At 43.4% G+C, this 26,380-nt stretch carries 21 protein-coding genes; 13 read left to right on the top strand and 8 right to left on the bottom strand.

Annotated features, from left to right (window positions below):
• The first annotated feature begins 5 nt into the window (after positions 1-5).
• Positions 6-1,301: a sigma-54 interaction domain-containing protein gene (locus IEW93_RS07465; RefSeq protein ID WP_229706641.1), complete on the top strand. Its 1,296-nt coding sequence runs from the start codon at positions 6-8 to the stop codon at positions 1,299-1,301.
• Positions 1,302-1,357: 56 nt separating this feature from the next.
• Here IEW93_RS07465 and IEW93_RS07470 read toward each other — a convergent pair whose 3' ends face one another.
• Positions 1,358-1,996, bottom strand: coding sequence for an NAD(P)-dependent oxidoreductase (locus IEW93_RS07470; protein ID WP_188738552.1), 639 nt, complete (start codon positions 1,994-1,996; stop codon positions 1,358-1,360).
• A 191-nt stretch (positions 1,997-2,187) separates the two neighbouring features.
• Here IEW93_RS07470 and IEW93_RS07475 point away from each other — a divergent pair, with 191 nt between their 5' ends.
• The 4 genes from IEW93_RS07475 to IEW93_RS07490 are packed head-to-tail and all read left to right on the top strand — an operon-like array spanning position 2,188 to position 6,362.
• Positions 2,188-3,702, top strand: a complete 1,515-nt coding sequence (locus tag IEW93_RS07475) for a cryptochrome/deoxyribodipyrimidine photo-lyase family protein (protein WP_188738554.1) — start codon at positions 2,188-2,190, stop codon at positions 3,700-3,702.
• A complete protein-coding gene (locus tag IEW93_RS07480; RefSeq protein WP_188738556.1) occupies positions 3,692-3,826 on the top strand; it encodes a DUF2256 domain-containing protein in 135 nt (44 codons plus the stop codon). Before IEW93_RS07475 ends, IEW93_RS07480 begins: the two co-directional genes overlap by 11 nt.
• A 15-nt stretch (positions 3,827-3,841) precedes the next feature.
• Entirely contained in the window at positions 3,842-5,428 is a 1,587-nt protein-coding gene (locus IEW93_RS07485) for a cryptochrome/photolyase family protein (RefSeq protein ID WP_188738558.1), read from the top strand.
• Between the two features lie 28 nt (positions 5,429-5,456).
• The gene (locus IEW93_RS07490; RefSeq protein WP_188738560.1) at positions 5,457-6,362 is read left to right on the top strand and encodes a LysR family transcriptional regulator; all 906 of its coding nucleotides are present in this window, start codon (positions 5,457-5,459) and stop codon (positions 6,360-6,362) included.
• Here the strand turns inward: IEW93_RS07490 and IEW93_RS07495 are convergent.
• Together IEW93_RS07495 and IEW93_RS07500 are read right to left on the bottom strand one after the other, a co-directional pair.
• The gene (locus tag IEW93_RS07495; RefSeq protein ID WP_188738562.1) at positions 6,359-7,165 is read right to left on the bottom strand and encodes an alpha/beta fold hydrolase; all 807 of its coding nucleotides are present in this window, start codon (positions 7,163-7,165) and stop codon (positions 6,359-6,361) included. The genes IEW93_RS07490 and IEW93_RS07495 overlap by 4 nt on opposite strands.
• Before the next feature lie 3 nt (positions 7,166-7,168).
• Positions 7,169-8,188 carry a DUF2817 domain-containing protein gene (locus IEW93_RS07500; RefSeq protein ID WP_188738564.1) on the bottom strand — a complete coding sequence of 340 codons (1,020 nt, stop codon included), beginning with the start codon at positions 8,186-8,188 and terminating at the stop codon, positions 7,169-7,171.
• A 241-nt stretch (positions 8,189-8,429) separates the two neighbouring features.
• On the opposite strand from IEW93_RS07500, the gene IEW93_RS07505 reads away from it, so the two are divergent.
• Complete coding sequence (locus IEW93_RS07505; RefSeq protein ID WP_188738565.1) at positions 8,430-9,644, top strand: 4Fe-4S binding protein; 1,215 nt, start codon at positions 8,430-8,432, stop codon at positions 9,642-9,644.
• 87 nt (positions 9,645-9,731) lie between these two features.
• Here the strand turns inward: IEW93_RS07505 and IEW93_RS07510 are convergent, their stop codons facing one another.
• Both IEW93_RS07510 and IEW93_RS07515 read right to left on the bottom strand, forming a co-directional pair.
• Complete coding sequence (locus IEW93_RS07510) at positions 9,732-11,201, bottom strand: carbon starvation CstA family protein (RefSeq protein WP_188738568.1); 1,470 nt, start codon at positions 11,199-11,201, stop codon at positions 9,732-9,734.
• A 225-nt stretch (positions 11,202-11,426) separates the two neighbouring features.
• Positions 11,427-14,015 carry an acylase gene (locus IEW93_RS07515; RefSeq protein ID WP_188738571.1) on the bottom strand — a complete coding sequence of 863 codons (2,589 nt, stop codon included), beginning with the start codon at positions 14,013-14,015 and terminating at the stop codon, positions 11,427-11,429.
• 461 nt (positions 14,016-14,476) lie between these two features.
• Here IEW93_RS07515 and IEW93_RS07520 point away from each other — a divergent pair, with 461 nt between their 5' ends.
• The 3 genes from IEW93_RS07520 to IEW93_RS07530 are packed head-to-tail and all read left to right on the top strand — an operon-like array spanning position 14,477 to position 19,141.
• Positions 14,477-16,540, top strand: coding sequence for a TonB-dependent receptor plug domain-containing protein (locus tag IEW93_RS07520; protein ID WP_373284892.1), 2,064 nt, complete (start codon positions 14,477-14,479; stop codon positions 16,538-16,540).
• 17 nt (positions 16,541-16,557) lie between these two features.
• A complete protein-coding gene (locus IEW93_RS07525) occupies positions 16,558-17,079 on the top strand; it encodes a YfiR family protein (protein WP_487250664.1) in 522 nt (173 codons plus the stop codon).
• Between the two features lie 4 nt (positions 17,080-17,083).
• Positions 17,084-19,141 (top strand): EAL domain-containing protein, encoded by a 2,058-nt coding sequence (locus IEW93_RS07530; protein ID WP_188738575.1) that lies wholly within the window; start codon positions 17,084-17,086, stop codon positions 19,139-19,141.
• Here the strand turns inward: IEW93_RS07530 and acuI are convergent.
• Positions 19,131-20,114 (bottom strand): acrylyl-CoA reductase (NADPH), encoded by a 984-nt coding sequence (gene acuI / locus IEW93_RS07535; protein WP_188738577.1) that lies wholly within the window; start codon positions 20,112-20,114, stop codon positions 19,131-19,133. The two genes, IEW93_RS07530 and acuI, sit on opposite strands and share 11 nt — an antisense overlap.
• 108 nt (positions 20,115-20,222) lie before the next feature.
• The gene (gene acuR, locus IEW93_RS07540; RefSeq protein ID WP_188738579.1) at positions 20,223-20,855 is read right to left on the bottom strand and encodes an acrylate utilization transcriptional regulator AcuR; all 633 of its coding nucleotides are present in this window, start codon (positions 20,853-20,855) and stop codon (positions 20,223-20,225) included.
• A 589-nt stretch (positions 20,856-21,444) separates the two neighbouring features.
• Between acuR and IEW93_RS07545 the strand changes: the two genes are divergently transcribed.
• From IEW93_RS07545 to IEW93_RS07560, 4 genes are read left to right on the top strand one after another with little or no spacing between them, the layout of a single operon-like run.
• On the top strand, positions 21,445-21,621 hold the full coding sequence (locus tag IEW93_RS07545; RefSeq protein ID WP_188738581.1) for a hypothetical protein: 177 nt from the start codon (positions 21,445-21,447) through the stop codon (positions 21,619-21,621).
• A 3-nt stretch (positions 21,622-21,624) separates the two neighbouring features.
• Positions 21,625-23,121, top strand: coding sequence for a sodium/proline symporter PutP (gene putP / locus IEW93_RS07550; RefSeq protein WP_188738583.1), 1,497 nt, complete (start codon positions 21,625-21,627; stop codon positions 23,119-23,121).
• A 13-nt stretch (positions 23,122-23,134) separates the two neighbouring features.
• Entirely contained in the window at positions 23,135-24,241 is a 1,107-nt protein-coding gene (gene proB / locus IEW93_RS07555; protein ID WP_188738585.1) for a glutamate 5-kinase, read from the top strand.
• Complete coding sequence (locus IEW93_RS07560) at positions 24,238-25,485, top strand: glutamate-5-semialdehyde dehydrogenase (protein WP_188738587.1); 1,248 nt, start codon at positions 24,238-24,240, stop codon at positions 25,483-25,485. Before proB ends, IEW93_RS07560 begins: the two co-directional genes overlap by 4 nt.
• A gap of 58 nt (positions 25,486-25,543) precedes the next feature.
• Here IEW93_RS07560 and IEW93_RS07565 read toward each other — a convergent pair whose 3' ends face one another.
• Positions 25,544-26,074, bottom strand: coding sequence for an NUDIX hydrolase (locus tag IEW93_RS07565; protein ID WP_188738588.1), 531 nt, complete (start codon positions 26,072-26,074; stop codon positions 25,544-25,546).
• Positions 26,075-26,380: the final 306 nt, after the last annotated feature.

The following is a 26,380-nucleotide window of genomic DNA, read 5'->3' on the forward strand; positions in this document are numbered from 1 at the left end:
CAGTTATGCAGATTAGCCAAAACCAAGGCAATGAAGATTTTGCCATTATGCTAAATGCTTATGATTGCCCAGCAATATTGGTCACACCGCAATACCAAATATTGGCAACGAATAAACACTATCTTGAAAGTTACGGGGCAATCGATCAAAGCCAAGCAGCTTATTGTTTCAAGGTGTCACATTCTAATGATGTCCCTTGTGAGCAAGCAGGACAGGCCTGTCCTTTATTTGCCGCGTGTGCTTCTGGCAAAAAAGAACGTGCACTGCATATTCACCACTCTCCCCGCGGTAAAGAGCATATCGACATTGAAATTCTGCCTATTTTAGACCACAAAGGTGAGGTCAAATATTGTGTTGAATTGTTAAAATCAGTCACCCAGACCAACCCTAAAATTGGCAATAATGAAATGGTGGGTGCCAGCCCTGCATTTAATCAATTGGTTGAAAACATTACTCGCGTGGCACCGACAGATGCATCGGTGCTATTAGTGGGAGAAACCGGAAGCGGTAAAGAAATCGCGGCTGCAGCTGTGCATCTCGCCAGTAATAGAAAAGAGCATCCTATGGTGATACTAGAATGCTCAGGGCTGACTGAACCATTATTTGAAAGTGAGTTATTTGGCCACATAAAAGGTGCTTTTACTGGCGCACTGTACAATAAACAAGGCCTAGTTGAAGTGGCACACGGCGGAACATTGTTTTTAGATGAAATTGGCGACGTGCCTTATGAATTACAAATCAAATTATTACGACTTATTGAAACCGGCACATATCGCCCCGTAGGTAGTAGAGAAACCAAGCGGTCAGACTTCAGACTCATTTGCGCAACAAACCAAGATATTATTAGCATGGTAGAACGGGGCGAATTTAGGCGAGACTTATACTATCGTATCAACGTATTTCCGATTCATATCCCCTCTTTAAAGGAGCGAAAACAAGATATTCCACTGTTAACAAAAACTCTTCTTCAACGAATTGATCAAAGCGGTCAATATAGCGTGACAGATTGCGCCATCGACTTGCTCAAAAAGCATAACTTTATGGGCAATATTAGGGAGCTACGTAATATTTTGTCACGGGCATTAGTGTTATCAAACACGCCAAGAATTGATCGGCATGTGATTAAAACCTGCCTTGAGATAGATCGTGAAATTAGTGGGGATTCAGGTTCGGCAACAGACTTGAAAAACAATGAGCTTAACTACCTAAGGCGACTTATTGACAGTGTCGATGGCGATAAAGATAAAGCCGCTGCACTGGCCGGTATTAGCACTCGCTCATTATACCGGAAGTTACAATAAACTCATGCAAAAAGCACAAAACAGGCCTCTTAGGCCTGTTTTGATTAAGCATCCACTTAGTAAGCAACACTTATACGTTGGTTAATATGCTTGGCATTTTCGGCTTCATCAACCATGGCTTTAGCAAAGTCCACAACGGAAACGCGGCTTTGACCCGCGGCATCGGTAAAGAATTCATCACCGCCTAAACGATATGGAGCTTCAGACTCACCCGGGAAAATCATTGCTGCTGGGCTAACAAAGGTCCAGCTTATCGCAGACTTGGTTGCACGAAATGCAGCTAATGCTTCACCTTGCGCAATGGCTTCAGCCTTGTATTCCTCAGGAAACTCAGGTGTTGATACCAACGTCACCCCTGGTGCCACTTCTAGGCTACCTGCTCCACCAACCCACAATAAACGTGGCGAGCCTGCTTGCGGTAAATATTGCAATAACTGCGCTGCAGTTTGAGCTACAACGTCATGATTTTGTGCTGCACGGCCACTGACCGAGGCGATGACCACATCAACATCAGCAAAAGCAGTTGCAACGTTTTGTGCTGTCATTTGAGTAATATCAAGGGTTCGCACGTTAATATCTTGGATCACTTTGCTGGCGTCACGAACAACGGCAACCACGTCATGACCACGACCAATCGCTTCCCGGGTAATTGTGCCACCAATCCAACCTGTTGCGCCTAATACTGCTAGTTTCATGTTTTGTCTCACTCTATTAATTAACGATGGAGCCAGTTTATAAGCAATCATTAACGAGATAAATAACACCTATTGCGCATGATTGTTTCAAATAGAGACACAAACAAAACTATATTTGCCCACCTAAAAGCAATCTAAACCCCGAGTTAACACGTATCTCATTACTCATTCAGCATGAGATTTTTGCCACCATGGCCGACACGACCAAACAAGCTATTAATATCGTCTGGTTTAAACGCGACTTGCGTTTGTCTGATCATCAGCCGCTTGTCGATGCGTTTAATCATGATTTACCCTGTTTGCTGATTTATACCTTTGAGCCATTTATGTTAGCCGACGCCCATTACAACGAACGCCATTGGCGTTTTGTGTGGCAGTCATTGCAGGATATGAATCAACAGCTAAATCGATTTAAAGGCCAGATCTACATCTTTGACCTGCCGATCATCGACCTGCTGCAAGCGTTGCATCAACAGTTTGAAATAAAAAATATTTATAGTCATCAAGAGATAGGTTTGCACAACAGTTTTGAGCGCGATAAAGCTGTAGCACACTGGTGTAATCAACAACATATTCATTGGCAACAATCACCCACTGGCGCCGTGGTTCGGGGGCGTAAACATCGCATTGCCTGGGATCAACATTGGCAACAAGTCATGAACAGCCCTATTGCGATCCCTCAATGGCAGCAATGCCAGATACAAACACTCAATCACTATCAAGCTCCCACGCTTGATGATGCCATCATAACCGCCAATGACCAGTTTCAATCTGGAGGACCTAAGGCGGCCAGAGCAATACTGAGCAGTTTTTTGACTCACAGAGGTAAAAACTACCAGCGCAGCATTTCTAGCCCGAGCTTAAGCCGTACTCATTGCTCACGCTTATCGCCGTATTTAGCTTGGGGAAACATCAGTTTAAAGCAGGTATATCAAGCCACATTAACACGCTACAACGAGGCTAAAAATACAAACAAGGCGTGGAGAAAACCCTTACTCGCCATGATGTCGCGCCTGCACTGGCATTGTCATTTTATGCAAAAATTTGAAAGCCAATGCAGTATGGAATTTACCCCAGTAAATCCTGGATATCTTGATTATCCCTATCGCACAGATAGCCAAGTACAACAGGATCTTCAGCGCTGGGCAGAAGGTCAAACCGGCATTCCGATTATTGATGCCTGCATGCGTTGTTTACGCCAAACTGGCTACATTAACTTTAGAATGCGCGCCATGTTGATTAGTTTTGTGACCCACCATCTTAATATTGCTTGGCAACATGCAAGCTTACCTTTGGCTAATTATTTTCTCGATTTTGAGCCAGGTATTCACTACCCACAACTGCAAATGCAGGCTTCTGTCACAGGCATTAACACCATCAGGCTGTATAACCCCATTAAACAATCACAGGATCAGGACCCTAACGGTGAGTTTATTCGTCAGTGGTGCCCCGAGCTTAACAATTTACCCAATGACTATATCCACCAGCCATGGTTACAGCCGCCCATGGAGGCGATTTTTAACGACATAGTTTTAGGCCGTGACTACCCCGAACCTATGATTGATTTAACTGTGGCATCACAAGTTGCCCGCGATCGCTTATGGTCATATCGTGAACAACCACAAGTTAAACAATATATTGCGGCAGTGTTAAATCGCCATGTGCGCCCCAAAGCCAAACGCACGAGCCATCGCCATGACACATAAAAAACCTCATCTGCCACACAAAGTCTGTGTTGTGTGCCAACGACCTTTTGCCTGGCGTAAAAAATGGGCTAAAGACTGGGAAAACGTTAAATATTGTTCTGAACGCTGTCGCCGGCACCAATAATTAAAGGTAATGACTATGACAACGCTTTTTAAAAATGCTTCACCAACATTGCTGCCGCAAACCACCACATTAAGACTCATTTTGGGCGACCAACTTAATGCATCTCACAGTTGGTTTAAGCAAGTTAGCCCAAATACAGTGTATTTGATTGCCGAACTAGGCCAGGAAGCCACCTACACCACTCACCATGTGCAAAAAGTTTGTGCCTTTTTTAGCGCCATGGCCGAATTCGCCAACGCCCTAGCTAATTGCGGCCACCAAGTGATTTACCTTACGCTAGATGAGACACAACACTACTCAGACTTGCCTGCATTGCTTGAGCACATCATTACCAGCAAACAGCTCACGGCATTTGAGTACCAACAGCCAGATGAATATCGCCTAGCACAACAGTTAGCTGAGTTGGCCTGGCCAAATGTGACCAAAAACAAGTATGACAGCGAGCATTTTTTATTGCCGTTTGACGATATCAAGGCGCAATTTGCAGCTAACAAACACGTTAAAATGGAATTTTTTTATCGGCGTATGCGCAAACGCTTTAATGTGCTGATGAAAGACGATGAGCCTTTAGGCGGACAATGGAATTTTGACTCGCAAAACCGCGAGCATTTTAAACAACAAGACCTCGCCGACATTCCCTCGCCATTATTATTTGCTAACGATGTCAGCGCTATTTTAGCCCGGCTAAAACGGCACAATATCAATACGATTGGTAAAGCACAAAGCCAATTATTGTGGCCGGTTAATCGCCGTCAATCTCGGCAGTTACTTGATTATTTTTGCCAGCACTTACTCATTCGTTTTGGGCGTTTTCAAGATGCGATGACCGAAAACAGCCGTGCCGATTGGAGCCTATATCATTCACGCCTTTCATTTGCCATTAATGCAAAAATGATTTCTCCCAGTGAAGTAATTAATAAAGTGATTCAATACTGGCAAGCCAATCAACAAGAAATATCACTCACCCAAGTTGAAGGGTTTGTGAGGCAAATACTGGGCTGGCGTGAATATGTACGCGGTATTTATTGGGGCAACATGCCCAAATATGCCACTAAAAATGCCTTACAAGCCCAAAGGCCATTGCCAAATTATTTTTGGACCGCCAACACCAAAATGAATTGCATGCACCAAGCCATCAAGCAGTCACTCGACTATGCCTACGCTCACCACATTCAACGGTTAATGGTCACGGGTTGTTTTAGTTTGCTTGCGGGGCTACACCCAGATGAGGTAGACCAATGGTATTTAGGCATTTACATTGACGCCATTGAATGGGTCGAAATGCCCAACACCCGCGGTATGACTCAATTTGCCGACGGCGGTATTGTCGCCACGAAACCTTACGCCGCCAGTGGCAACTACCTGAATAAAATGAGCGACTATTGCAAAAGCTGTCATTACAATGTCAAACTCAAAACAGAAGACAACGCTTGCCCATTCAACAGTTTATATTGGCACTTTATTCAGCGTCATCAGCAACACTTTAACCGTAATCCACGCATGACGATGGTGTATAAAAACTGGCAAAAAATGGATGAACACACCCAACAAGCCATTATTAATAAAGCCAATAACCTGTTGGAAAACATAGAAAGCTTATAGCCATTGGCTGTCGAGATAGGACGATGTGATGGACAAAATATCTGCAATACGCAGCTTTGTTGAAGTAGCAAGCTGCGGCAGTTTTACCCAAGCGGCGGAGCAACTGGGTTTAAGCCGATTACAGGTTTCTCGGCACATAAAAGAAGTTGAACAATGGCTGGCGTTACGCTTACTGCACCGCACTACACGCCGAGTGAGTCTTACCTTGCAAGGTGAAGAGGCGCTTAATTACTGCCAACGTATTTTAAGCGAAGTCACCGCCATGGAAGCGCGCGCCCACAGCCACAATACTGAACTGGTTGGTACAATTAGAATCGCCACCCCTATCGGCCTTGGACAGCAAAAACTGTACGATGTAGTAGAGGCTTTTTGCCGTCTTCATCCTCAGGTCAATATTCAATTATTACTGTCAGATAATGTCTCGCAGTTAGTCAACGACAGGGTCGATATCGCTCTGCGTTACACCCACCAACCAGATGAAAGCTTAATTGCTAGACGTTTAATGCACATCGACAACGTCATCTGCGCCTCGCCAGACTACTTGGCGCAACATGCCGCCATTTTGGCGCCTAATGATTTGCTACAACACAATTGCTTACGACACTCGAGCCAACAACGTTGGGAGGTTATTGCCGACTCACACTCGCATTTATTGGATATCTCAGGCAATTTACAGGCTAACGATATGGGAGTATTAATCAATGCTGCTCTGCGTGGAAATGGCATAGTGTGCTTGCCTACCGATTTGGCAAACCATTATCTAAGCCGCGCTGAACTAATCGAAGTTCTGCCCAATACCACGGCGCCGGGTAAAACCTTATGGGCGGTATACCTGTCACGCAGTTACCAACAAACCGTTGTTAGAGCCTTTATCGACTTTACCGCCAATGCCTGGCAGCAAGATATAAAAAAATGGCAAGGCTCATCCCGTTAAACAAGCGTATCAATTAACAGCTGTTGTAATTGCTGTGGTTTATCGAGGCTTGCATCATGACCACAGTCTTCCAGTTTGTGTAACTGAGTGCGATAAAACAGTGCTAATTGCTCACTGCATTTAGGATGAGCGAGTTTGTCTTGATTACTCACCACCACCACAACCCGTACCCCAGTTAATTTAGGACACTGAAAACGCGCCGAGGCATAGAGTTGGCGCAAGCCATTACCAAAAGAGGTGTGACATTGCTGGCGCAGTTTGCTCCAGGCTGTAATCACTTGAGGATGTATTGCTAACTGTTGACTGGTAAACCTTAACACTGTGGCTTCTAACCAGTGATACGGTTTTGGGGGTTGACTGCCCGATACACGGTTTTGCATCGCATTGGTCAATACCTTTACTAACGCGCCCAATAATCCCCCCACTTGAAAACGCTGATACCAGGGCGATAAGTTTGCCGCGCTACTGTTAATCAGTACAACCTGCTTAATTCGCTCAGGACATTGAGCCGCCAAGGTTAAAGCCAACATGCCGCCCATCGACAACCCCACCAGTAGCAATGGCGAATGTTCTAAAGACTTATGTTGGGCGATTAAGGCGGCGTCTATTTGTTGCCAAACTGCCGCGCAGTAATCTTGCAACGCCATCGGGCTCTTTTGTCCGGCCAAAGTGCCATTACCGGGTAAATCCACGCATATCACATTAAACAAAGGGGGGGCTGTTCGCTGGCTCAATCGCTCATCAAATCCATACCAATGGCGACTGTCACGCATAAGCCCTCTTAATAACACGATGGTAGTCATGATTTAGCCTTTTTTAGACCAAAAACGATTAGCTTGTTGCGTCAAGTGTATCAACTGTGCGGGCGTTGTCTGCTCAATAATTTGAGCGTAAGCGGCATCAATCAAAAACTGCATTAATACAACATGGCGGCGTAAAATACGCTGATGGCGATGGGATTGTTGTGGATTAAAATAACCTGGAAAGTTAAACAGTTGACGCGGATTTTTACGCACCCATGCCCAAGAGCCCATTTCTAAAGTGAGCGGAATTAACGGTTTTTCACTCGAGTTAGTGGCCACTAAATAGTCCCAAATATCTCCATGAGTGCGATAAAATTGGCTTTGCGGCGCTAAACGATAATGCCCATGATGAGGATAGCCTGACTCAAACAACTGCATTAATCGATATATGTAGCCCATACCCTCAAATGGTTGGCGTGTATGCGCATGGGGAAACCACACATGGTCTAACAAGCCAAAACCAGAATGGGCATCAAGTGCAATCACGCTGCTACTTTGGTGCTGTAGTTGTTTGACGTAATTAACAAGTGCTTCGGTTTCAAGTTCCATCCCTGCTTTGCCTCGATACCAGGGCAGTTTGGAGGATATGCGTTGCCCACCGACTAAAAATGTCACGTCCTCGTCAGAGTCAATCGGCGCATTACGCATTAAATCAACATTATTACCGTTGCCACGGCTGCCACGTAAAAAACCCACCGGATTCGCCACAGGCACAAACGCTAAGCGCACATGTTGCAACAATTGCTGTAAATGCGTGTCCCAAGGGAGTCGATTTAATAAGCTGGTTAAAAATGCCAACACCACTTGAGCACCAATACGCTCTACACCGTGAACGCCACCCACAAATAACACCGTAGGACAGTTTTGTTGTTGCTGGCCAAGCTCAATGGCTGTTACCGATAACTTTTCACCTCGATAATATAAATCGGCTAAAGATTGATGTCTAAACAGGTGCTGATGCTGGGCAATTAACCGCTTTAACGTATCGATTTCGAAACAATGCTCAAATGAAAATTTACCCATTCATCCTAATTCACAGGCCAAATAATCGTCTTAAGTTAACTCGTAATTAAGACAACTTGATGACATAAGCACCTAACCTATTTTTGCTAAACAACTGAGTTACATCATTTACAAAAATAGAACAAAACAATATAGATCAAAGAATTACAAAACAGCAGGTCTTTATCGATCGAGCTCACAACACTCATAACACTCACTATTTATCATGTACCGAGTTCCATTCATTTACAGGAATGTATCCATGAGCACAATAGAATCGATAACCTTAATGCTGGCATTAGTTTATAGCACCAGCTTGCTTTATTGGAGCGGCAAAAAATGGGGCGCACTGATCAGCGGAACATTATTAGTTGGCGCCACCCTTGCGAGTTTTTTTTGGCCTTTACTATTAATTTTATTACTTTGTGTTTTGCTCGTAACCCTTATAGGGCAGTACCAACCAGCATTTGCCACTGCCGAAGGTAGACCCAATACCATTAGAGAGTTCAGCCAACACTTTTTTGCCCTTTCAATGTTGTTAGTGGGTGTACAGTACGCCATTAATGCCGGGCTTTTGTACGCAGGTGAAACGCCCTGGTTAATGCGACCCGATGTGGGCGACGCCTTTTTACCTATTGCAGGCGGCATTGAGTTAAAAGCCATTTTAACCTTAGGATTATGGGACCAAAACCATCCAGCTGCCGTGGTGATGCTCTGTGTGGTATTGCTTACTGGCGTGCTGTGTAAGCGTGCATTTTGCGGTTGGGCATGCCCATTAGGATTAGCAGGAGAGTATCTTTATAAACTCAGAAAACGCGTTATTAAGGCAGAGCTATTACCACCAGCATGGTTAGATTGGCCATTAAGAATGCTTAAATACCTGTTATTGGCCGCGCTATTGGCTTTAGTTATTTCAATGCCTTCAAACAGTATTCCACATTATTTATCAGGTAATTATCACAAAGTCGCCGACCTCAAAATGGCTGCATTTTTCCTTATGCCATCAATGGTGGCATTAATCTGCTTTGGGATGATTTTTATGTTAGCCGCCTGGCGCCGTCAGGGATTTTGTCGTTATATTTGCCCATATGGTGCACTACTTGGTTTAATGAGCTTTTTAAGCCCGTTTAAAATTCGCCGAGACAGCCAACATTGTTTAATTGAAACAAAAGGCATGAAATGCGACAAATGCACTCGAGCCTGCCCTGCTAATATTTCGGTGCATACTCAAAAAGATATTCGCTCAGATGAATGCCAGGCCTGTATGCGCTGCGTATCAGCCTGCCCTAAAAAAGAGGCGTTACAACTTAGTACTCGCAACGGTATCAAGCTGTCTACTAGAGGGGTATTAATTATCTTACTGACGGTGATGTTTATGTTGCCGTTGTTTGCTTACGTGGGTGGATACTGGCACAGCCAAACACCAGACAACATCAAAATGGAGCTTATTCAAAAACTCGACCGTATCGGGCATTAGCATCCAAGGCGTTTTCAACAACGCTCACTAAAAAAACAATAAAAAGGGCTGCAAATTGCAGCCCTTTTATATCAATCATTTAAACAATTATGCAGCGGGTGCCGCTTTACGTTTGTTATGTGCAATCAACAAACCAATAAAGGCGACCACACCAACAGCAACACCAACAGGCTGGCTTAACTCTTGTGGTAAGCCAAAACCAATACCGGCAGTCATAATGTACGACACGGTTACACAGGTACCAATAATGGCAGGAATACTCACAATCCAATGAATGGTGCCACGGTCAAACAAGTACTTAGTTGCTAACCACAACACGCTGGTAGACAACAACATGTTTGAGAACGCGAAGTAGCGCCAGATAAGCGTAAAGTCAATTTTTGTCATAAAGTACGCAATGATCAATACAGGTACTGCCACTAATAAGCGGTTAGTCATGCTTTGTGGGATCTTAAACGCATCAATAATGGTAAGACGAAGCGATCTAAACGCAGTATCGCCCGAGGTAATTGGGAATACAGCAACCGCAATAATCGCCATAATACCACCTGCAACACCTAGGTAAGTGGTGGCCACTTGGTTAACCACCATGCCAGGGCCGCCTAGCGCAAGAATTTCCTTAAGCTCAACATAACCACCAGGGAACGCAGCAATACCCGCTGTTGCCCATACACATGCCACAATACCTTCAGAAACCATTGCACCATAATAAACAGGGCGCACGTATTTTTCGTTGGTTAAACAACGCGCCATAATCGGTGCTTGAGTTGAGTGGAAACCACTAATTGCACCACAGGTAATAGTCACAAATAATAATGGCCATACTGGTAATCCATCTGGGTTAGGCTCTAACAAGTCATTGTTGTAATGGCTATGGTCAAAGTAAGCAAAAACGTCGCCAAACTCAGGTAACTGAGGTGCATTAATCAACAATGCCACTGCTATAGACGTGGTCATTACAATCATTAGCAAACCAAAAAATGGATATAGCTTGGTGATAATCTTGTCAATTGGCAATAATGTTGCAAAGAAGTAGTAGGCGAGAATCACTAACACCCAAAAGGTGTTGCTAGCAAAAATAGTGTCTTTAAAGTAGTCAAGGTTACTTAACAACCCCGCAGGACTCATGATAAATACTACGCCAACAAAAAACAGTAGCATTGCAGTAAATACCAACATGGCGGCTTTAAAGTAGATGTTAAAATAGTGGCCGGCGATTTCAGGTAAGCTTTTACCGTCTTCTTTGATACTCATTACCCCAGAGAAGTAATCGTGTACCGCACCACCTAAAATGTTACCCAACACAATCCACACTAACGCAATCGGGCCGTATAACGCACCTAAAATAGGGCCAAAAATAGGGCCAACACCAGCCACGTTTAAAAATTGAATTAAAAACGCTTTTGCAGGGTGAACAGGCACATAATCAACACCGTCGTTAAACCGTGTCTGTGGAGTGGGTAAGTTAGGGTCAATACCGGCTTGTTTCTCAACAAACGGACTATAGAGTTTGTATGCGAGCAATAACAGCGCAATACAAATGAGGAAGATCAGCATGGTTTTATCATCCCATTAATTATAAATATAAGAATATAGGGCGAGTTTGTTGCACTTGTTTATATAGGTCAAGCAAGACCGTATTATACCAAAGTAGGGGTTGCCAAGCTCAACAGCTTATGAAGCCTAGCAATTTGGATACATTTATGTGACTTAATCAGAGGCTTAGTCAACTCATCATTAAAAAACGACCCATCATTTATGAGTCGTTTTTAGTCAGTTTTATCACTCGTTATTTCGTTGGAAACTCAGCTCAGTGGTCGATTCAAGCGATGCTTGAATGTCTGCCTCGGTAAACAACAATGGCCGAAGTTGTTTTTGAGTCGAGTAAAATTCACTTTGATCGTTAAAGCTTGGACTTAATGCATTACTTGATTGCGAGTAACTCAATATGCCCTTAGCAACCGGCCCATCATCGGTAAAGCTGACCGTCATCATCCAACTTGAACCATAGCGAATTTGATAACCTTGCGCAGTTAACCCCGACGAAGCCGCCTTACCTGATAATACATCCATAACAGCGGCATAACTATGCTGAGGAATTAATGTATCGTCGCCCGACAAGCTGGTCGAAAACACATTAAAGCCACCTTCAGCGTTATGGCTGCCCGGCCAAGGTAATTTAACCCCTGATGCGCTGCCATCTGGTAGCGACTTTTCAACAAACTGCACTTCCCCAAGGCTTGCATCAACACTAAACCCTGCGGCTTCTAGGTTAAGCGCTGCATGAGCTAAAGCAACGAGCGCGCTACCATCGCTGGCAAGTGTGTTGGGTGTAGAGGCAGCATTGGTGTAATCAAATGCCTGAGTCAACATGGTGTCTTGATTAAATTGATGCGCAAACTCACGAATTAATGCCCCGCCGACACTGTCGTTATCTTGTTTACCATTCCACGCAGTTAGCGCCGCGCAAGATGCACTAAGATCTTTAGACAAGCTTGCACTAACAACAACAGGCGTGTCACCTTGTTCAGCACATTGCGCTAATAAATCAGCAAGTACTAACTCAGGTAAATAAGCACGGTTAGACAACAATGCGGTCTCTAATTCAGCTAACGAAAACTTACCGTCATCACCAGCAGCATCATCCATTAAGGTTAACCCCATACGAGTTCGCAACGATAATTGACCGCGCTCAGGTCCGTATAACGGTGAGAAATTTTCTAATGGCTGGGCTAAGTTAGTTGACCAAAATGAATTATTGGAGTTTTGCACAAAGTCAGTTCGCTCAAGCTTGGGTGCACGCTCATATGGCATAGGTTCGCTAAAACTAAACGTTGAAGTGTTACCCGGCAATATTGTAAATCCCGCTTGGGCTTTAGCCGCAATGATCTCTGGGGTGGTTTTAAGGACACCGATAATAAAATCAGAAAAACCCGGCACCGTTGAATCATCAATATAAAACGCATTACCGTCTTTATCGGCATACATGGTGTTATTAAAAATCACGCCATCATAATCTTTAAAGGCTTGCTGAAACTCATCAAGATTGCTGGCACGGTTCATGGCTAACCAATGGTCAAGCGGATCTTTATTCGCCATGTTGGCATCTTGGATCATAAACGCCTGGCCGTCATCCCAGCCAAAGGGAGCTAACGCAGGTGGCGCTTCAACCATTGGGCCTTTAGCTGTGGTGTATATGTCTTTTTCAGCAACCAGCATTCCCGCCGCACCTGCATTGACGAACACCGAAACGGTTTCTTTAGTGATTGGCATGGCTTCGCCGTCGAACATGTATTGCAATCTGTCACCGGCCATCAGTTCAAGGTTGTACATCACAAAATGCTCAGCCGTTGAAAAGGTATGCGTCCAGGCAACATCTTTGTTAAAACCAATATTAACCAGGCCAGGCATGCCGACTAGCGATCCGCCCATCACATCAATTTGGCCAGGAATGGTTAAGTGCGACTGCCAAAAACGTAAATTACCAGTATGCGGAAAATGTGGATTTCCCAATACCATGCCTTTACCATTTTCGGTTTTATCTTTGCCTAGGCCCCAGCCATTGGAGCCTAAATCCCGTGGGTTGGTGTCAGGTGTAGTGATATTTGCCGCTCGAGCTATCAGTTTGCGGTTCATGTCGCTAACAAAGGCCGTTTGCACCGATGAACCCGCGGGGCCAACAATGCGCGGTAAGTATTCTTCGCCATCGCCAGGGTTTGCATAAAAGATTAAATCTAAAAAGTTAGCCGCGCCCGGTAGCAGCGCGACCGAAAATAAATAGTTAGCTACATCAACCCCAGTGATGGGTTTAACCCAAGGTTGGCCGGCGCAAAAAGGCTCAGCGGTTTGTTCACCGGCTTCAACGTCAGCTAAAAATTGATTGTAGCCGGCGCTGAAACCTTCCATTAACGCGCGCGAGTTATAACTAAACTGGCTGTATTGCGTTTCAGCAAGCTCTCTGATTTTTAATGCTTTGTAGGCAAAGTCAGAAATTAAGTTGCCGTTATCTTCGCTGGTGGGCAACCCCGTTGAAAAGTCGATTGAGGCATGCGGGCCAAAATACATTGAACGCTCAGAATTGGCTTTAACAAAACCATCGGCCATAACACAAAGATTATCTTGCGCTTGAGCGTAACCACTACCAAAGCCCAAGCTTTCTAAATTGTCTGCGGTAATATGCGGTACACCATATTGGGTGCGGCGGATCTGCGCCTTAAGCGCGCCATTTGGAGCAAAAGCTTGCAGCAGAGGTGTGACTTCGGGTTCTGGTGTAGGTTGAGTGGTTTTTGTGAAATCGGTATCGTCGCCGCAACCGACAATAAACATTGTCGACGCCATGCCCATCGCGAGCAGGAGTTTATTGAAATCCATTATTATTATCCTTGTTGTTACCCTGTATTTGGGGATCCTTTATGTCTCAATTCAGAACAATATTTGTAGTCACAACCCCAGTTGTCACCACTAAAAATATCAACATAAATACAACAAAGACATGAGTGATATTTAAGCAACCAATTAAACATCTGTATATATGCAGAAATAATTACATACAATTTATCTAATGCTTTAAGAGTAAACCACAACAAGGAGTAGAGCCTTGTTTGCTATAAAGTTAATGATTTAGTTATCAAAGTAGCGATAAAGTAGTTACCAAGCAGTCATAAAGTAGCTATAAAGTATTACACCAATGCAGCATTCTTCTTTATCTCAAACAGTTAACTGATACAATGCAATAAAAAAGCATTATAAATTTAAATAATCACGTTAACCGCTACAACAGCTGCTTCTAAAGCTAACCAGAGCTTAACAATAAGTGCATTAAGGGTAATACATTGAAGATGGTAAAAAGATTACTAATAGGGTCTCTGCTCGTGACACCTTGCGTTATCGCACAAGAGCCTCTTAGCAACCTTGACTTAGACCTAGATTCGTTAATGGCAATGGATGTACAAGTCACTTCGGCAATGAAACGAGCCCAATCCGCATTCGATACCGCATCTTCTATTTATGTGTTAACCAAAGAACAAATTACCCGTTCTGGTGCAACCTCGATCCCTGAGGCACTCAAAATGGTCCCAGGGCTTGCGGTTAGGCAACTTGACAACAACCAATGGGCAATTACCTCTCGCGGTGTCGCTTCACGGTTTTCAGCTAAATTATTAGTCATGATAGATGGCCAAAGCTTTTATACCCCTAAGTTTGCTGCCGTATACTGGGAAACCCTAAATGTGCCGCTATACGACATTGAAAGAATTGAAGTCATACGTGGTCAAGGTGGCTTATTGTGGGGCAGTAATGCCAACAATGGGGTCATCAACATTATTACCAAAAACAGCATAGATACTCGAGGCCTGCATGCAGACATTAGCAGTGGTAGCCAAATAAACCATGATGCTAATTTGCGCTATGGTGGAGATCTTGGCAATAAAGGCAGTTTTCGTGTTTATGGGCATGTAAGAGATGGTGATGAGTCAGACAAAGGCATCCATCTTGAACCAGCTGACTTTACTGAGCAACATTCTGCTGGGGCACGATTTGATTTTACCCCAAGTGATGAATGGTCAGGGTTAGTACAGGGTAATATTACTGAGTCGACTTTAGGACAAAACTTTCGTGGCGTAATTGACGAAACCAATCGCAATGTGTCTTTTTCTGGCCATTTAGATCGCACTGACTCACGTATTATGGCTCGTATAGAAAACCGCATATCAGACGATGCAAACCAAATGCTACAAACTTCCTGGTTAAAACAATCGGGCAGCCAAACCTTTCTTCAAGAAGATTTTTCATCATTTGATGTCGATTACCAAATGAACTTTTTGTATGGCGATCTTAAATTCGATTGGGGATTAAATTACCGCTATAACGATATTTTATTCGCTGAAAGTTCCTTTGTGCGCAGCGATGGTGGTTACAACACTTTAGAGCAATACGGCGCGTTAGTTCAGGCACAATATACCCTTATCGACAATGAGTTAGACGTTATTCTTGGCGCAAAAATTGAGCATAACGATTTAACCGGCTGGGAAAACCAACCCCTAGCAAGATTGGTCTGGAAATTACAGCCAAATCAGGTGTTATGGACATCAATATCTAAAAGTGTCCGTGTGCCCTCGTTAATTGAATTTAACGACGACTTTACGATTGACGGCCAACGTGTAGAAGAAGTGTCACCCATTACCACTGGCATTGACATGATAGACAAGTACTACATTAAGACATACCTAAACGGTAACAATAATGTTAAGTCTGAAGAGTCAGTATCATACGAGTTAGGCTATCGCTTATCTCAAGGCCACTGGGGTCTAGATGTATCGCTTTACCATACCGAAGTGAGCGACGTATTAGCGGTTGAAGTTGATGCAAACGCAGAGCAATTTTTACCGATTTTTGCCTTATTACAACAGGGCGAAATAGCGTTGGCGATGCAAAGCCTAACGACGACATCAATAAACTTTGATTTAGTGTCAAATGCCGAGGTAACCACTAATGGTGGTGATATTATTTTAACCTGGCAGCCCTCAGACATATTCAATGCAGAGCTGGGCTACAGCTACAATACCTTTGACGATAATTTGGCTGAAAACACATTCAGGGCAATTGGATACGATTCAACAAGCCGTCAATTATTTGCCAAATCAGACATCAAAATTTTTGAGCAACACCGTCTCTATGCGTTAATACGGGTTGAGAATAGTGATGCTTACAATGTCGATAATTACACTGCACTAGACTTAACTTGGCAATGGGCTTTCCATAAAAACTGGTCAGCCGCGGTTATAGGTAAAAACCTGTTTGCAGGTTCACACATTGAGTACAACAATACGAGAGAAACATACACCATACCCAATTACATCGATGAAAGCGTCACTTTTAAATTAACAGCGAAGTTTTAACTCACGTAATGCTAAAGATAAAACGAGTATTTATGGTGTTGATGCTACCGTTTTTGCTTATGTTAAGCCAAAACGCGCATGCTATTGACACCGAGTACGCACTCAAAGCGGGGTTTTTATATAATTTTGCGCGTTACAGCGAATGGACAAACTCGCCCACAACATTGAGCCGTTTTTCACTTTGTAGCCCCGACAGCAATTTCATCGACGTCGCCAGTACGGTATTAAAAAATAGAGCCGTCAATAACACTCCCATTACAACACTCACGGTATCTTTAACCGAAACCGACTTAAACCAGTGCCAAGTCCTGTTTATTACTTCAGGTACGCTAACGTTATGGAACAACGCATCATTAAACGAGCTAAAAAATGTGATGATTGTTGGAGAAACAGAAGACTTTATCGCTCAAGGTGGACAAATACGGTTCTTTTTATCCGGTGGTAAAGTTCGTTTTGAAGTCTCACCCGAAAAGCTTTTATCAGCCAACATTACCATGAGCTCAAAAGTGTTGCGTCTTGGTCGAGTGATGGAACAATAATTCGATGAAATCATTACTACGCATAGACACAATAAGTAAAAAAGTATTATTGATGCTAATGAGTGTGGCCATAGTATCGACCGTCTCTGTGGCGTTAGTTTTTAGTGCTTATGAGCTGAACTCAGCAAAACGCGAACAAATCGAAAGCCTTGAAAGCGTATCCAACATGCTGTCGCCCAATATCACTGCGGCATTATTATTTGACGACCAAGACACCATTGCCGAACTCATCAAACCGGTATTATCACGATCAGACATTGTTTTAGTCTCGGTAACGAACATTAACGGTGACGTTTTAGCCGAATCGACTGCGCCAAACATTGATAAAACCAGTTTGAATGAAACAAGTAACGTCACCAAAGTAAGCACCCTTTTAACATTAGACAACCAAAAATATGGTGAATTATCCATCACGGCCAATGACAGTTATATTAAGGATAGAATTCAATTTTACGGTAAATTTTTGCTGTTATTGTTGCTTTCCACCTTTGCGCTGAGTCTCTTTTTGTCACTAGTATTACGTCGAATATTTTTAAGCCCAATTTTATATCTTGCCGATACGGCTGATAAAATCACCAAATCAAACGACTATAGCCTACGGGCAAAACAGCACTCAAAAGATGAAATAGGCCAACTAGCAACTTGCTTTAACAGCATGCTAGACACCATAGAACAGCGAGATATTTTACTAGAAAGTCAGGTAGCATTACGTACTAAAGAGCTCGAAAACGCCAACACTCAATTGCATGAATATGCCTACCAAGACGGTTTAACCGACTTACCAAACAGACGCTACTTTTATAAAAAATTACAGTCACTAATTGATATTGATAATATGCAATTTGCATTAATTTTTATCGATTTAGATGGTTTTAAAGAAGTAAACGACACATTGGGTCACGATTACGGTGATCTACTTTTACATCAAGTGGCAAAGCGCTTACGAAGTTGTGTACGAAGTAACGATACCGTTGCCAGACTTGGCGGTGATGAGTTTACCTTGATCATTGAAGGTATCAACGATGTTGAACGTGCCAGTGATATTGCCCAAAAAGTAAAACAAAGCCTCATGCAATGCATTAGCATCAATGGCTCTCAAGTGTATGTGACTGGGAGTATAGGGCTAACCTTTTACCCAACCGATGGCCGTAGCGTAGAAGACTTAGTCAAACATGCCGATCAAGCCATGTACTTATCAAAAAGCAAAGGCCGCAATCGCTATGAGTTTTTCTCTTACGTGATAGAAGAGCAAGCCATTGAAAAACGTCGAAAACTAGAAGAGATCCGCGTTGCACTTAAAACAGATCAGTTTGTACTATATTACCAACCCATTTTTGACATAGACGGCATCAATGTTGGCAAAGCAGAAGCCCTCATCCGTTGGCAACATCCACAGCTCGGGCTTGTGGGCCCAAATGAATTTATTCCACTGGCAGAACAAAATGGATTAATTGAAGACATAGGGAATTGGGTAAGAGAGCAGGCGATAAAAGATGCTGCCCACTGGTTTAGATTAACCGGCAAAGTGACTCAGGTAAGTGTAAATACATCACCTTTGCAAATCGATCACGCCGGTAAATGGGTCGATGAGTGGCTGGCAACGTGTAACAAGTTCGGCCTACCTAGAGATACCATGATCATTGAAGTCACTGAAAATACCTTAATGGATCCTGACTCTCCTATTCAGCAGCAAATGCATCGATTAAATCAATATGGTATCGACATCGCCATTGACGATTTTGGTGTTGGCTATTCGTCTTTAGCCTATCTTCAAAGGCTAGATATCGATATCCTCAAAATTGATCGCTCGTTTATTCAGCACATGGAAACCAATGAAAGTAGCATTGCCTTAGTCAGAGCGATTATTACCATGGCCAGTCACTTAAACGTAAAAGTGGTTGCCGAAGGTGTTGAAACCAAAGGACAACACCAAATATTACAGCAATTATCGTGTGATTATTTACAAGGGTATTTGTTCGCTAAGCCTATGCCTGCTAAAGACTTTATACAAACTTACATAAAGCCTTTAGAGGCACAACATAATCCATTAGTTATCGATTAACATCAACAACCACGCGGCCTCGCACTTTACCGCTCATCAAATCATTCGCCACAGTTTGCGCTTCAGCCAAGCTCACTTCTTGAACAATATCATCAAATACTGATGGTTCAATAATATCGGCCAAACGTTGCCATGCTTCTACTCTATCGGCAATCGGACGCATTACGCTGTCTACACCGGCAAGGGTAATACCGCGTAAAATAAATGGCGCTACACTCGCAGGTAAATCCATGCCTTGAGCCAAACCACAAGCAGCAACAGTACCGCCATATTTAGTACTGGCACATACGTTAGCTAACGTGTGACTGCCAACCGAATCGACCGCACCAGCCCAACGCTCTTTAGCTAAAGGACGACCCGGTTCTGATAGCGTTGCTCTATCAATAATCTCGCTGGCACCAAGCTTTTTAAGGTAATCGCTTTCATCGACGCGACCTGTAGACGCAACAACGGTATAACCAAGTTTAGCTAAAATAGCGATAGCAAAACTGCCAACCCCACCATTAGCGCCGGTCACTAAAATGTCGCCTTTATCTGGCGTGACACCATTTTTTTCAAGGGCGATAACACACAACATGGCAGTATAACCTGCGGTGCCAATCGCCATTGCTTCACGAGGAGTAAAGGCACTCGGCAGGGCAATTAACCAATCACTTTTTAAACGTGCTTTTGTCGCAAGTCCACCGCAGTGCACCTCGCCCACGCCAAACCCATTTAGTAACACAGTATCGCCAACGCTAAATTTATCGCTGTCGCTTTGCTCAACAATACCAACCAAATCAATACCTGGCACCATAGGAAAACTACGAACTACAGGTGCTTTACCTGTTATTGCAAGCGCATCTTTATAGTTTAAGGTGCTATATAACACCTTAACAGTGACATCACCTTCAGGCAGTGCAGACTCATCAACAGACTTGACTGTAGTGCGGTAACCTTGATCATCTTTTTCTATTAACATGGCATTAAACATGACTTACTCCTAATTTAGACCGATCGTCTATTAATGGTTAACATTTTTAATCAGATTAAAACTCATTGATCTCGTAGCAGAGTCATAACGCTATCATTCTGTATTTAGCTATTTAGGTAGTGCTGCAATAAACAAATCGCAAAAATTATCCAGGGGGGATCCATTTTCCACTAACTTTGCCCGGCTTACTGCGCCTTCCCAGGCAACCCAAAAGTTTTCTGCTAACAATTGGCAGTCTGCATCGGCCGCAATTTGCCCTTGTGCAGCGGCATCAGCAAGGCAATGTGCTAAGCAATCTTGCCAACGTTCAAATATGGCTATCAACTGCGGTCTGAAGCTTTCAGGTAACATACCAACCTCCTGACCTAAATTACCCACTAAACAACCACGTTTAAAATGGTGACGAGTCATACCCGCTTTAGCGTCTGCCACAAAATGACGGATCCGAGTTAAAGGGGCTGTAGTCTCATCCTGTAAATGAGTGGTTAATTTAGCCAAAAAGTAATCGGCATAATGTTGTAACACAACCTGCCCAAAGGCTTCTTTACTAGCAAAATAATGATAAAAGGACCCCTTAGGTACGCCAACCTTTTTTAAAATAGGCTCAATACCTGACGCGGCAAATCCATGCTCTGTTAATTGTTCAAGGCCACTGCGGATTAATGCAGCGCGGGTATCTGGATTTTCTCGAGATACTTTTGGGGGCCTACCTCTTCGAGGTTTTGTATTGGGTAAATTCATTAAACATATATTAGACCGAGCGTCTAATAAATAGCAATATTGAAAATGAAAAATCATGCAATGGTGCAATAAAGCGAACCGTTTCGTGAGTAATCTGCATTTCAATCCTTACAAACTAACACACAGATCACAGTACCCCATAACATGCTGTCAACCTCCGCACAATGGTTTGATGTGTAATCAATTTGCTAAAAGGAAACAATAACGATTAAGCCAAGGTGCACCGTACATAGCAGTAACAAAAGTGCTAACGTCATACTTAACCGCAAATCAATTAAGACCATAATGAAGCCAGCAACTTAAGCAATTTTGTTGTAAAACCCCCATTTAACAGCCAAAAATCTATAGATGTAAAAAATTCATTTATAAAATTTAATCAGGCGCTTGCCCCTACAGGCTATGGGATCTGAGCTAACTCGCCCCCCCTAACTTAACCCCAAACCTGAGGTTCAGGGCGTTTTAGATTGGAATCTAACAGGCAAACAGTGTTATTATAGTTAGACCACTAACTAAATTAGTGGTTTTTTTATTGCTATTTTTTAACGATTTATTGCAAACACACCTAAATTTACACGCTCAGGAGGGCACAATGTCAGCAGACATTCAGACGGAAGAAAATCTCATTACGCAAATTTGGCACAAAACAGTCTTAAAACTGAAAGATGCGACCGAATTACTGTGCTTATTTGCCATATTAAGTACCTATCTCTTTGTCATGTTGAAACCTAATGGGATTCAAAATAACAAAGCGTTAGAGGGCCAGTAGTTCATGCATTATTTAACCTATGTTTCATTAGCAATTTATTTTCTGGTCATGCTTGGCATTGGATTGTTTGCCTATAAACAGTCTACCAGTGATGTATCTGGATATATTCTTGGCGGCCGTAAGGTTAGCCCACAGGTTACAGCTCTTTCAGCTGGCGCCTCAGACATGAGTGGCTGGATGCTAATGGGCTTACCTGGTGCGATGTTTTTAGTGGGGTTTGAAACCATCTATATTGCACTTGGTTTATTAATTGGTGCACTGGTGAACTACCTTATTGTGGCACCTAAACTAAGGGTATACACCGAAGTCGCAAACAACGCACTCACAATACCTGAGTTTTTTGCTAAACGTTTTCATGCACCTAATAGCAACGTTCGTATTATCGCCGCGGTGATTATTGTCATTTTCTTTACTTTATATACCTCAGCTGGTTTAGTGGCTGGCGGTAAATTATTTGTTTCAGCATTTGACTTAAATTATGAGCTTGGGCTAGCCGTGACGTTGGGCGTGGTTGTTTCATACACTTTACTCGGCGGCTTTTTGGCCGTGAGCCTGACAGACTTTGTTCAGGGCTGCATTATGTTTGTCGCGTTAGTTTTGGTGCCTGTAGTGGCTTACCAAGAATTTACCACAGCAGACAAAATGATGAACTTTGCCTATGAATCAATTCCGCATTTTTCTGAAGGCATGCAAAACGTCACCCTTTTAGGATTAATTTCGAGTTTATCTTGGGGTTTAGGTTACTTTGGTCAGCCACACATTATTGTTCGTTTTATGGCGATCCGCTCTGTTTCAGACATCAAAATAGCACGTCGTATTGGCATGAGCTGGATGACAGTAACCATCGTTGGCGCACTGGCAACAGGCCTTGTCGGCATTGCTTACGCTAATAAGTTCGACATGAAATTAAGCGATCCTGAAACCATTTTTATCGTATTTTCAGAATTACTGTTCCACCCGATGATCAGCGGCTTTTTATTAGCAGCAATTTTAGCAGCAATCATGAGCACCATTTCATCACAGCTATTGGTGTCTTCAAGCTCGCTAACCGAAGATATTTATCGCGTGATCTCAAAGAAAGAAGCCACTGAACAAGAAATGGTGAAAATGGGCCGTTTCGGGGTTGCTGGCGTTGCAGTTGTGGCCAGTTTATTAGCGCTTGATCGCTCAAACAGCATTTTATCATTAGTGAGTAATGCTTGGGCAGGATTTGGCGCAGCGTTTGGTCCCTTAATCTTATTTAGTCTATACAAACACAACCTCACCCACAAAGCGGCCATGGCTGGTATTGTCTCAGGTGCTGCTACAGTTCTATTTTGGATATATGCCCCTGTCCTTGCCGATGGCAAAGTATTATCGAGCATGATGTACGAAATGATCCCAGGCTTTATTGTCAGCAGTGTGGTGATTTGGGTCACGAGTGCTATTGATACTGAACCTTGCGAAAAAACAGTTGATACCTTCCACGAAGCCGGCCGCGTACTAGCTGAGCAGAAATAATCGAGAGAATATAATGTCAACGTCACATTGGAAACGCATTGTCGTTAAAGTAGGCAGTGCACTTATTGCGCCTCATCAACAGGGGTGCAGCAGTCATTATCTATTGGGTATTGCACAATTTATTGCAAATTGCCGCGCTCAAGGTTGTCAGGTGGTACTCGTGTCATCGGGTTCGGTTGCAGCCGGGAAACACCGCTTTGCTGATGTAGAAGAGCTCAGTGTACCGCTGAAAAAGGCAATGGCTGCTGCAGGACAAGCTGACATGATGGCCACTTGGGACAAACTATTTGATTTCCCATCGGCACAGCTACTAGTTACCCACGGCGATCTTCGGGATCGTGAACGTTATGTGAGTATTAAAGAAACCATTTTTACATTATTAGACCATGGTTTACTGCCAATCATTAATGAAAATGATGCCGTTACAACTGACAAATTACGTGTCGGCGATAACGACAATTTATCTGCGATGGTTGCTGCGGCCTCTGATGCTGATGCACTTATTATTTGTTCTGATGTAAAAGGGTTATACACCAAAAACCCTAACTTGCATGACGATGCCAAGTTGATCAAACAGGTAACCGATATCAACCCAGACATATTTGCAATGGCTGGCGGTGCAACCAGCAGCGTGGGTACTGGCGGCATGCGCACAAAAATACAAGCAGCAGAAAAAGCCATCTCACACGGAATTGAAACCATGATTGTTGATGGTTTTGATGCAGATACGTTTAACCAACTGCTAAAAGGTCAAAACCCAGGAACCTTATTCACCCCGTATGACGAACCAATGCAAGAACACTTACATTGGATGACGCATACCTCTCAAGTACAAGGTGAGTTAATCGTTGAAAACGATTTCAACGCAGACCTTGAAGAACAAGATACGCAACTAACAAGTGACGATGTAGTCGCCGTTAAAGGTAACTTTTCCGTTGGAGATACTGTTTTAGTGCGCAAAGGCGATGGCACTAAATTGGCAAAAGCCAAATCAAATTACAGTAGTTGCTTACTTCATTTTATATCTGATCAAGATGACCGCGAGTTTGCAAATAATGCACAGCAAAAAACCGGGCCCTTGATTTCAGATAAAGACATCGCCATTTTGGAGCAAATATGAGTTTAATTAAGACGTTATCTCAAAACGCAGCCATTGCAGCGCAAACATTAGCAGTGGTAGATGAACAAGTGAAAAACACCATTTTGCTTGATATGGCAAAGGCGCTTCGCGCTCATAGTGATGAAATTATTAAAGCCAACTTACTTGATTTAGCCAATGCACAAAGCGCCAATATGGGCGCAGCAATGTTAGATCGCTTAACGTTAAACAATGAACGTATTGAATCGATGGCTGCAGGTATTGAAACCGTAGCATCACTGCCCGATCCAGTGGGTATTCAACGGGATTTAGGTGACAGACCCAATGGCTTAAGTATTCGTAAAATGCGCGTTCCACTTGGTGTGGTATGTATGATTTATGAAGCGCGCCCAAATGTCACTGCCGATGCCGGTGCCTTATGCTTTAAATCAGGTAATGCGGTCATTTTGCGTGGCGGTAAAGAAGCGCTGCACTCAAGTAAAATGATTGCCTCTATTTTGCAAAAAGTGCTCGAAGTATATCAGTTACCACCAGCGCTCATTACAGTGGTACCCGATCCTGATCGCGGCTTAATGATGGAGCTGATGCAGCAACGTGACTATATTGATGTCATTATTCCACGTGGCGGTGAAGGGTTAATTAACTTTGTCACCGACAACAGTAAGGTGCCAGTAATTCAACACTTTAAAGGTGTTTGTCATTTATACATAGACAAAGAAGCCGATCTTGATATTGCGCTATCACTGCTACTTAATGGCAAAACCCAACGAACAGGCGTATGCAATGCACTCGAAGGTTTGATTGTGCATAAAGACATTGCAGGAGCATTTTTACCAAAAGCGGCCAACGCACTAGCAGAGCATAACGTGAGAATAAATGCCTGCCAGCAAGCAAAAGCGTATTTTGACACCTGCAATGTGATGGGCGATGACGATTTTGGTCAAGAGTACCTAGACCTTGAAATCGCCATTAAGCAAGTGGATGACTTTGACGGTGCGATTAATCATATCCGTCGTTTTGGTAGCCATCACACTGAAGTGATTTGTACTCAAAATGAATTGACTGCAGCACGCTTTCAACGCACTGTTGATGCCTCTGTAGTGATGGTGAATGCATCATCTCGCTTCTCTGATGGTAGCGAGCTAGGTCTTGGCGCTGAAATTGGTATTGCCACCAGCAAATTACATGCTTACGGCCCAATGGGGCTTGAGTCGCTCACTACTGAAAAGTATCTGGTGAGTGGTGTTGGCCAGGTGCGCGCATAACCCTATTTAGCCAATGAACAAAAGCTGATTAATGCGAACCGGTGAAGGGGTGATAACCCTATAACAACTCTTTTTTAATCAGCTTTAATATAAAGGTCTCTCGTTCTATCGAGAGGCCTTTTTTGTTGCTATTTGCCATGGTGTCGAGGTTATGTTGAATCGCGGCATCAATATCCATCCAAACGGGCACCATGCCATTATTGATTTCATGGGCTTCAAATTGGGGCTCAGCGAGTTCGTCAGCAATATTGCATACATAGCAGTAAGACAGCATGTTTACCGACTCAAAGCCATCTCTGCGCCATGGGCGATACTCTTGATATAAGCCAAACGGAATGATATCGCCCACCACTTGCGCGCCGGTTTCTTCTTGTAACTCGCGAATTAAGCCCTGCTCTATATGCTCACCATCATCAACACCGCCACCAGGCAATGAATAGTCATGATAGCGTTGGGTATACAACATCAATATCTCATTACCACGCAGCACAATCGCTCGCGCCGCTAAACGCGTTAGCATGGTCGCTTGAATATTTTCGATAAACTCTTGAGGCGTATCAGGATGATAACTAGTAGTTAAATGGCGCATAGTATTTGAATTGAGACTTGGGGGGTTAAATCAAAAAACGCATCATACGTTGCTAGGCTCTGCGATTCAACAATCAGGCTTGTTGAACCCGAGATTGCTTCTCTTAAGTCTTAGTCGTCACAAGCCCAATGACAAAACTAATTGAAAGCAAGCGAATCCTGGGCGACCAAAAAAGCCCTATCGGTAAAACCGACTACCACACCATGGGCGCATGCTTTGACGTGCTTGCACTGAGCGAAGCGCAATAAGACTTCCCCCCGAAGCATAGCCGCCTAAGTAAATACAAATACTGTGGCGGCTATTTTA

This window comes from Shewanella inventionis, assembly GCF_014641855.1.
In the GTDB taxonomy this organism is placed as follows: domain Bacteria; phylum Pseudomonadota; class Gammaproteobacteria; order Enterobacterales; family Shewanellaceae; genus Shewanella; species Shewanella inventionis.

What these genes read in the sequence shown, in the direction of transcription:
- IEW93_RS07465 (WP_229706641.1), top strand. Translation starts at nt 6, where the DNA reads ATGCAGATTAGCCAAAACCAAGGCAATGAAGATTTTGCCATTATGCTA.
- IEW93_RS07470 (WP_188738552.1), bottom strand. Translation starts at nt 1,996, where the DNA reads ATGAAACTAGCAGTATTAGGCGCAACAGGTTGGATTGGTGGCACAATT.
- IEW93_RS07475 (WP_188738554.1), top strand. Translation starts at nt 2,188, where the DNA reads ATGGCCGACACGACCAAACAAGCTATTAATATCGTCTGGTTTAAACGC.
- IEW93_RS07480 (WP_188738556.1), top strand. Translation starts at nt 3,692, where the DNA reads ATGACACATAAAAAACCTCATCTGCCACACAAAGTCTGTGTTGTGTGC.
- IEW93_RS07485 (WP_188738558.1), top strand. Translation starts at nt 3,842, where the DNA reads ATGACAACGCTTTTTAAAAATGCTTCACCAACATTGCTGCCGCAAACC.
- IEW93_RS07490 (WP_188738560.1), top strand. Translation starts at nt 5,457, where the DNA reads ATGGACAAAATATCTGCAATACGCAGCTTTGTTGAAGTAGCAAGCTGC.
- IEW93_RS07495 (WP_188738562.1), bottom strand. Translation starts at nt 7,165, where the DNA reads ATGACTACCATCGTGTTATTAAGAGGGCTTATGCGTGACAGTCGCCAT.
- IEW93_RS07500 (WP_188738564.1), bottom strand. Translation starts at nt 8,188, where the DNA reads ATGGGTAAATTTTCATTTGAGCATTGTTTCGAAATCGATACGTTAAAG.
- IEW93_RS07505 (WP_188738565.1), top strand. Translation starts at nt 8,430, where the DNA reads ATGAGCACAATAGAATCGATAACCTTAATGCTGGCATTAGTTTATAGC.
- IEW93_RS07510 (WP_188738568.1), bottom strand. Translation starts at nt 11,201, where the DNA reads ATGCTGATCTTCCTCATTTGTATTGCGCTGTTATTGCTCGCATACAAA.
- IEW93_RS07515 (WP_188738571.1), bottom strand. Translation starts at nt 14,015, where the DNA reads ATGGATTTCAATAAACTCCTGCTCGCGATGGGCATGGCGTCGACAATG.
- IEW93_RS07530 (WP_188738575.1), top strand. Translation starts at nt 17,084, where the DNA reads ATGAAATCATTACTACGCATAGACACAATAAGTAAAAAAGTATTATTG.
- acuI (WP_188738577.1), bottom strand. Translation starts at nt 20,114, where the DNA reads ATGTTTAATGCCATGTTAATAGAAAAAGATGATCAAGGTTACCGCACT.
- acuR (WP_188738579.1), bottom strand. Translation starts at nt 20,855, where the DNA reads ATGAATTTACCCAATACAAAACCTCGAAGAGGTAGGCCCCCAAAAGTA.
- IEW93_RS07545 (WP_188738581.1), top strand. Translation starts at nt 21,445, where the DNA reads ATGTCAGCAGACATTCAGACGGAAGAAAATCTCATTACGCAAATTTGG.
- putP (WP_188738583.1), top strand. Translation starts at nt 21,625, where the DNA reads ATGCATTATTTAACCTATGTTTCATTAGCAATTTATTTTCTGGTCATG.
- proB (WP_188738585.1), top strand. Translation starts at nt 23,135, where the DNA reads ATGTCAACGTCACATTGGAAACGCATTGTCGTTAAAGTAGGCAGTGCA.
- IEW93_RS07560 (WP_188738587.1), top strand. Translation starts at nt 24,238, where the DNA reads ATGAGTTTAATTAAGACGTTATCTCAAAACGCAGCCATTGCAGCGCAA.
- IEW93_RS07565 (WP_188738588.1), bottom strand. Translation starts at nt 26,074, where the DNA reads ATGCGCCATTTAACTACTAGTTATCATCCTGATACGCCTCAAGAGTTT.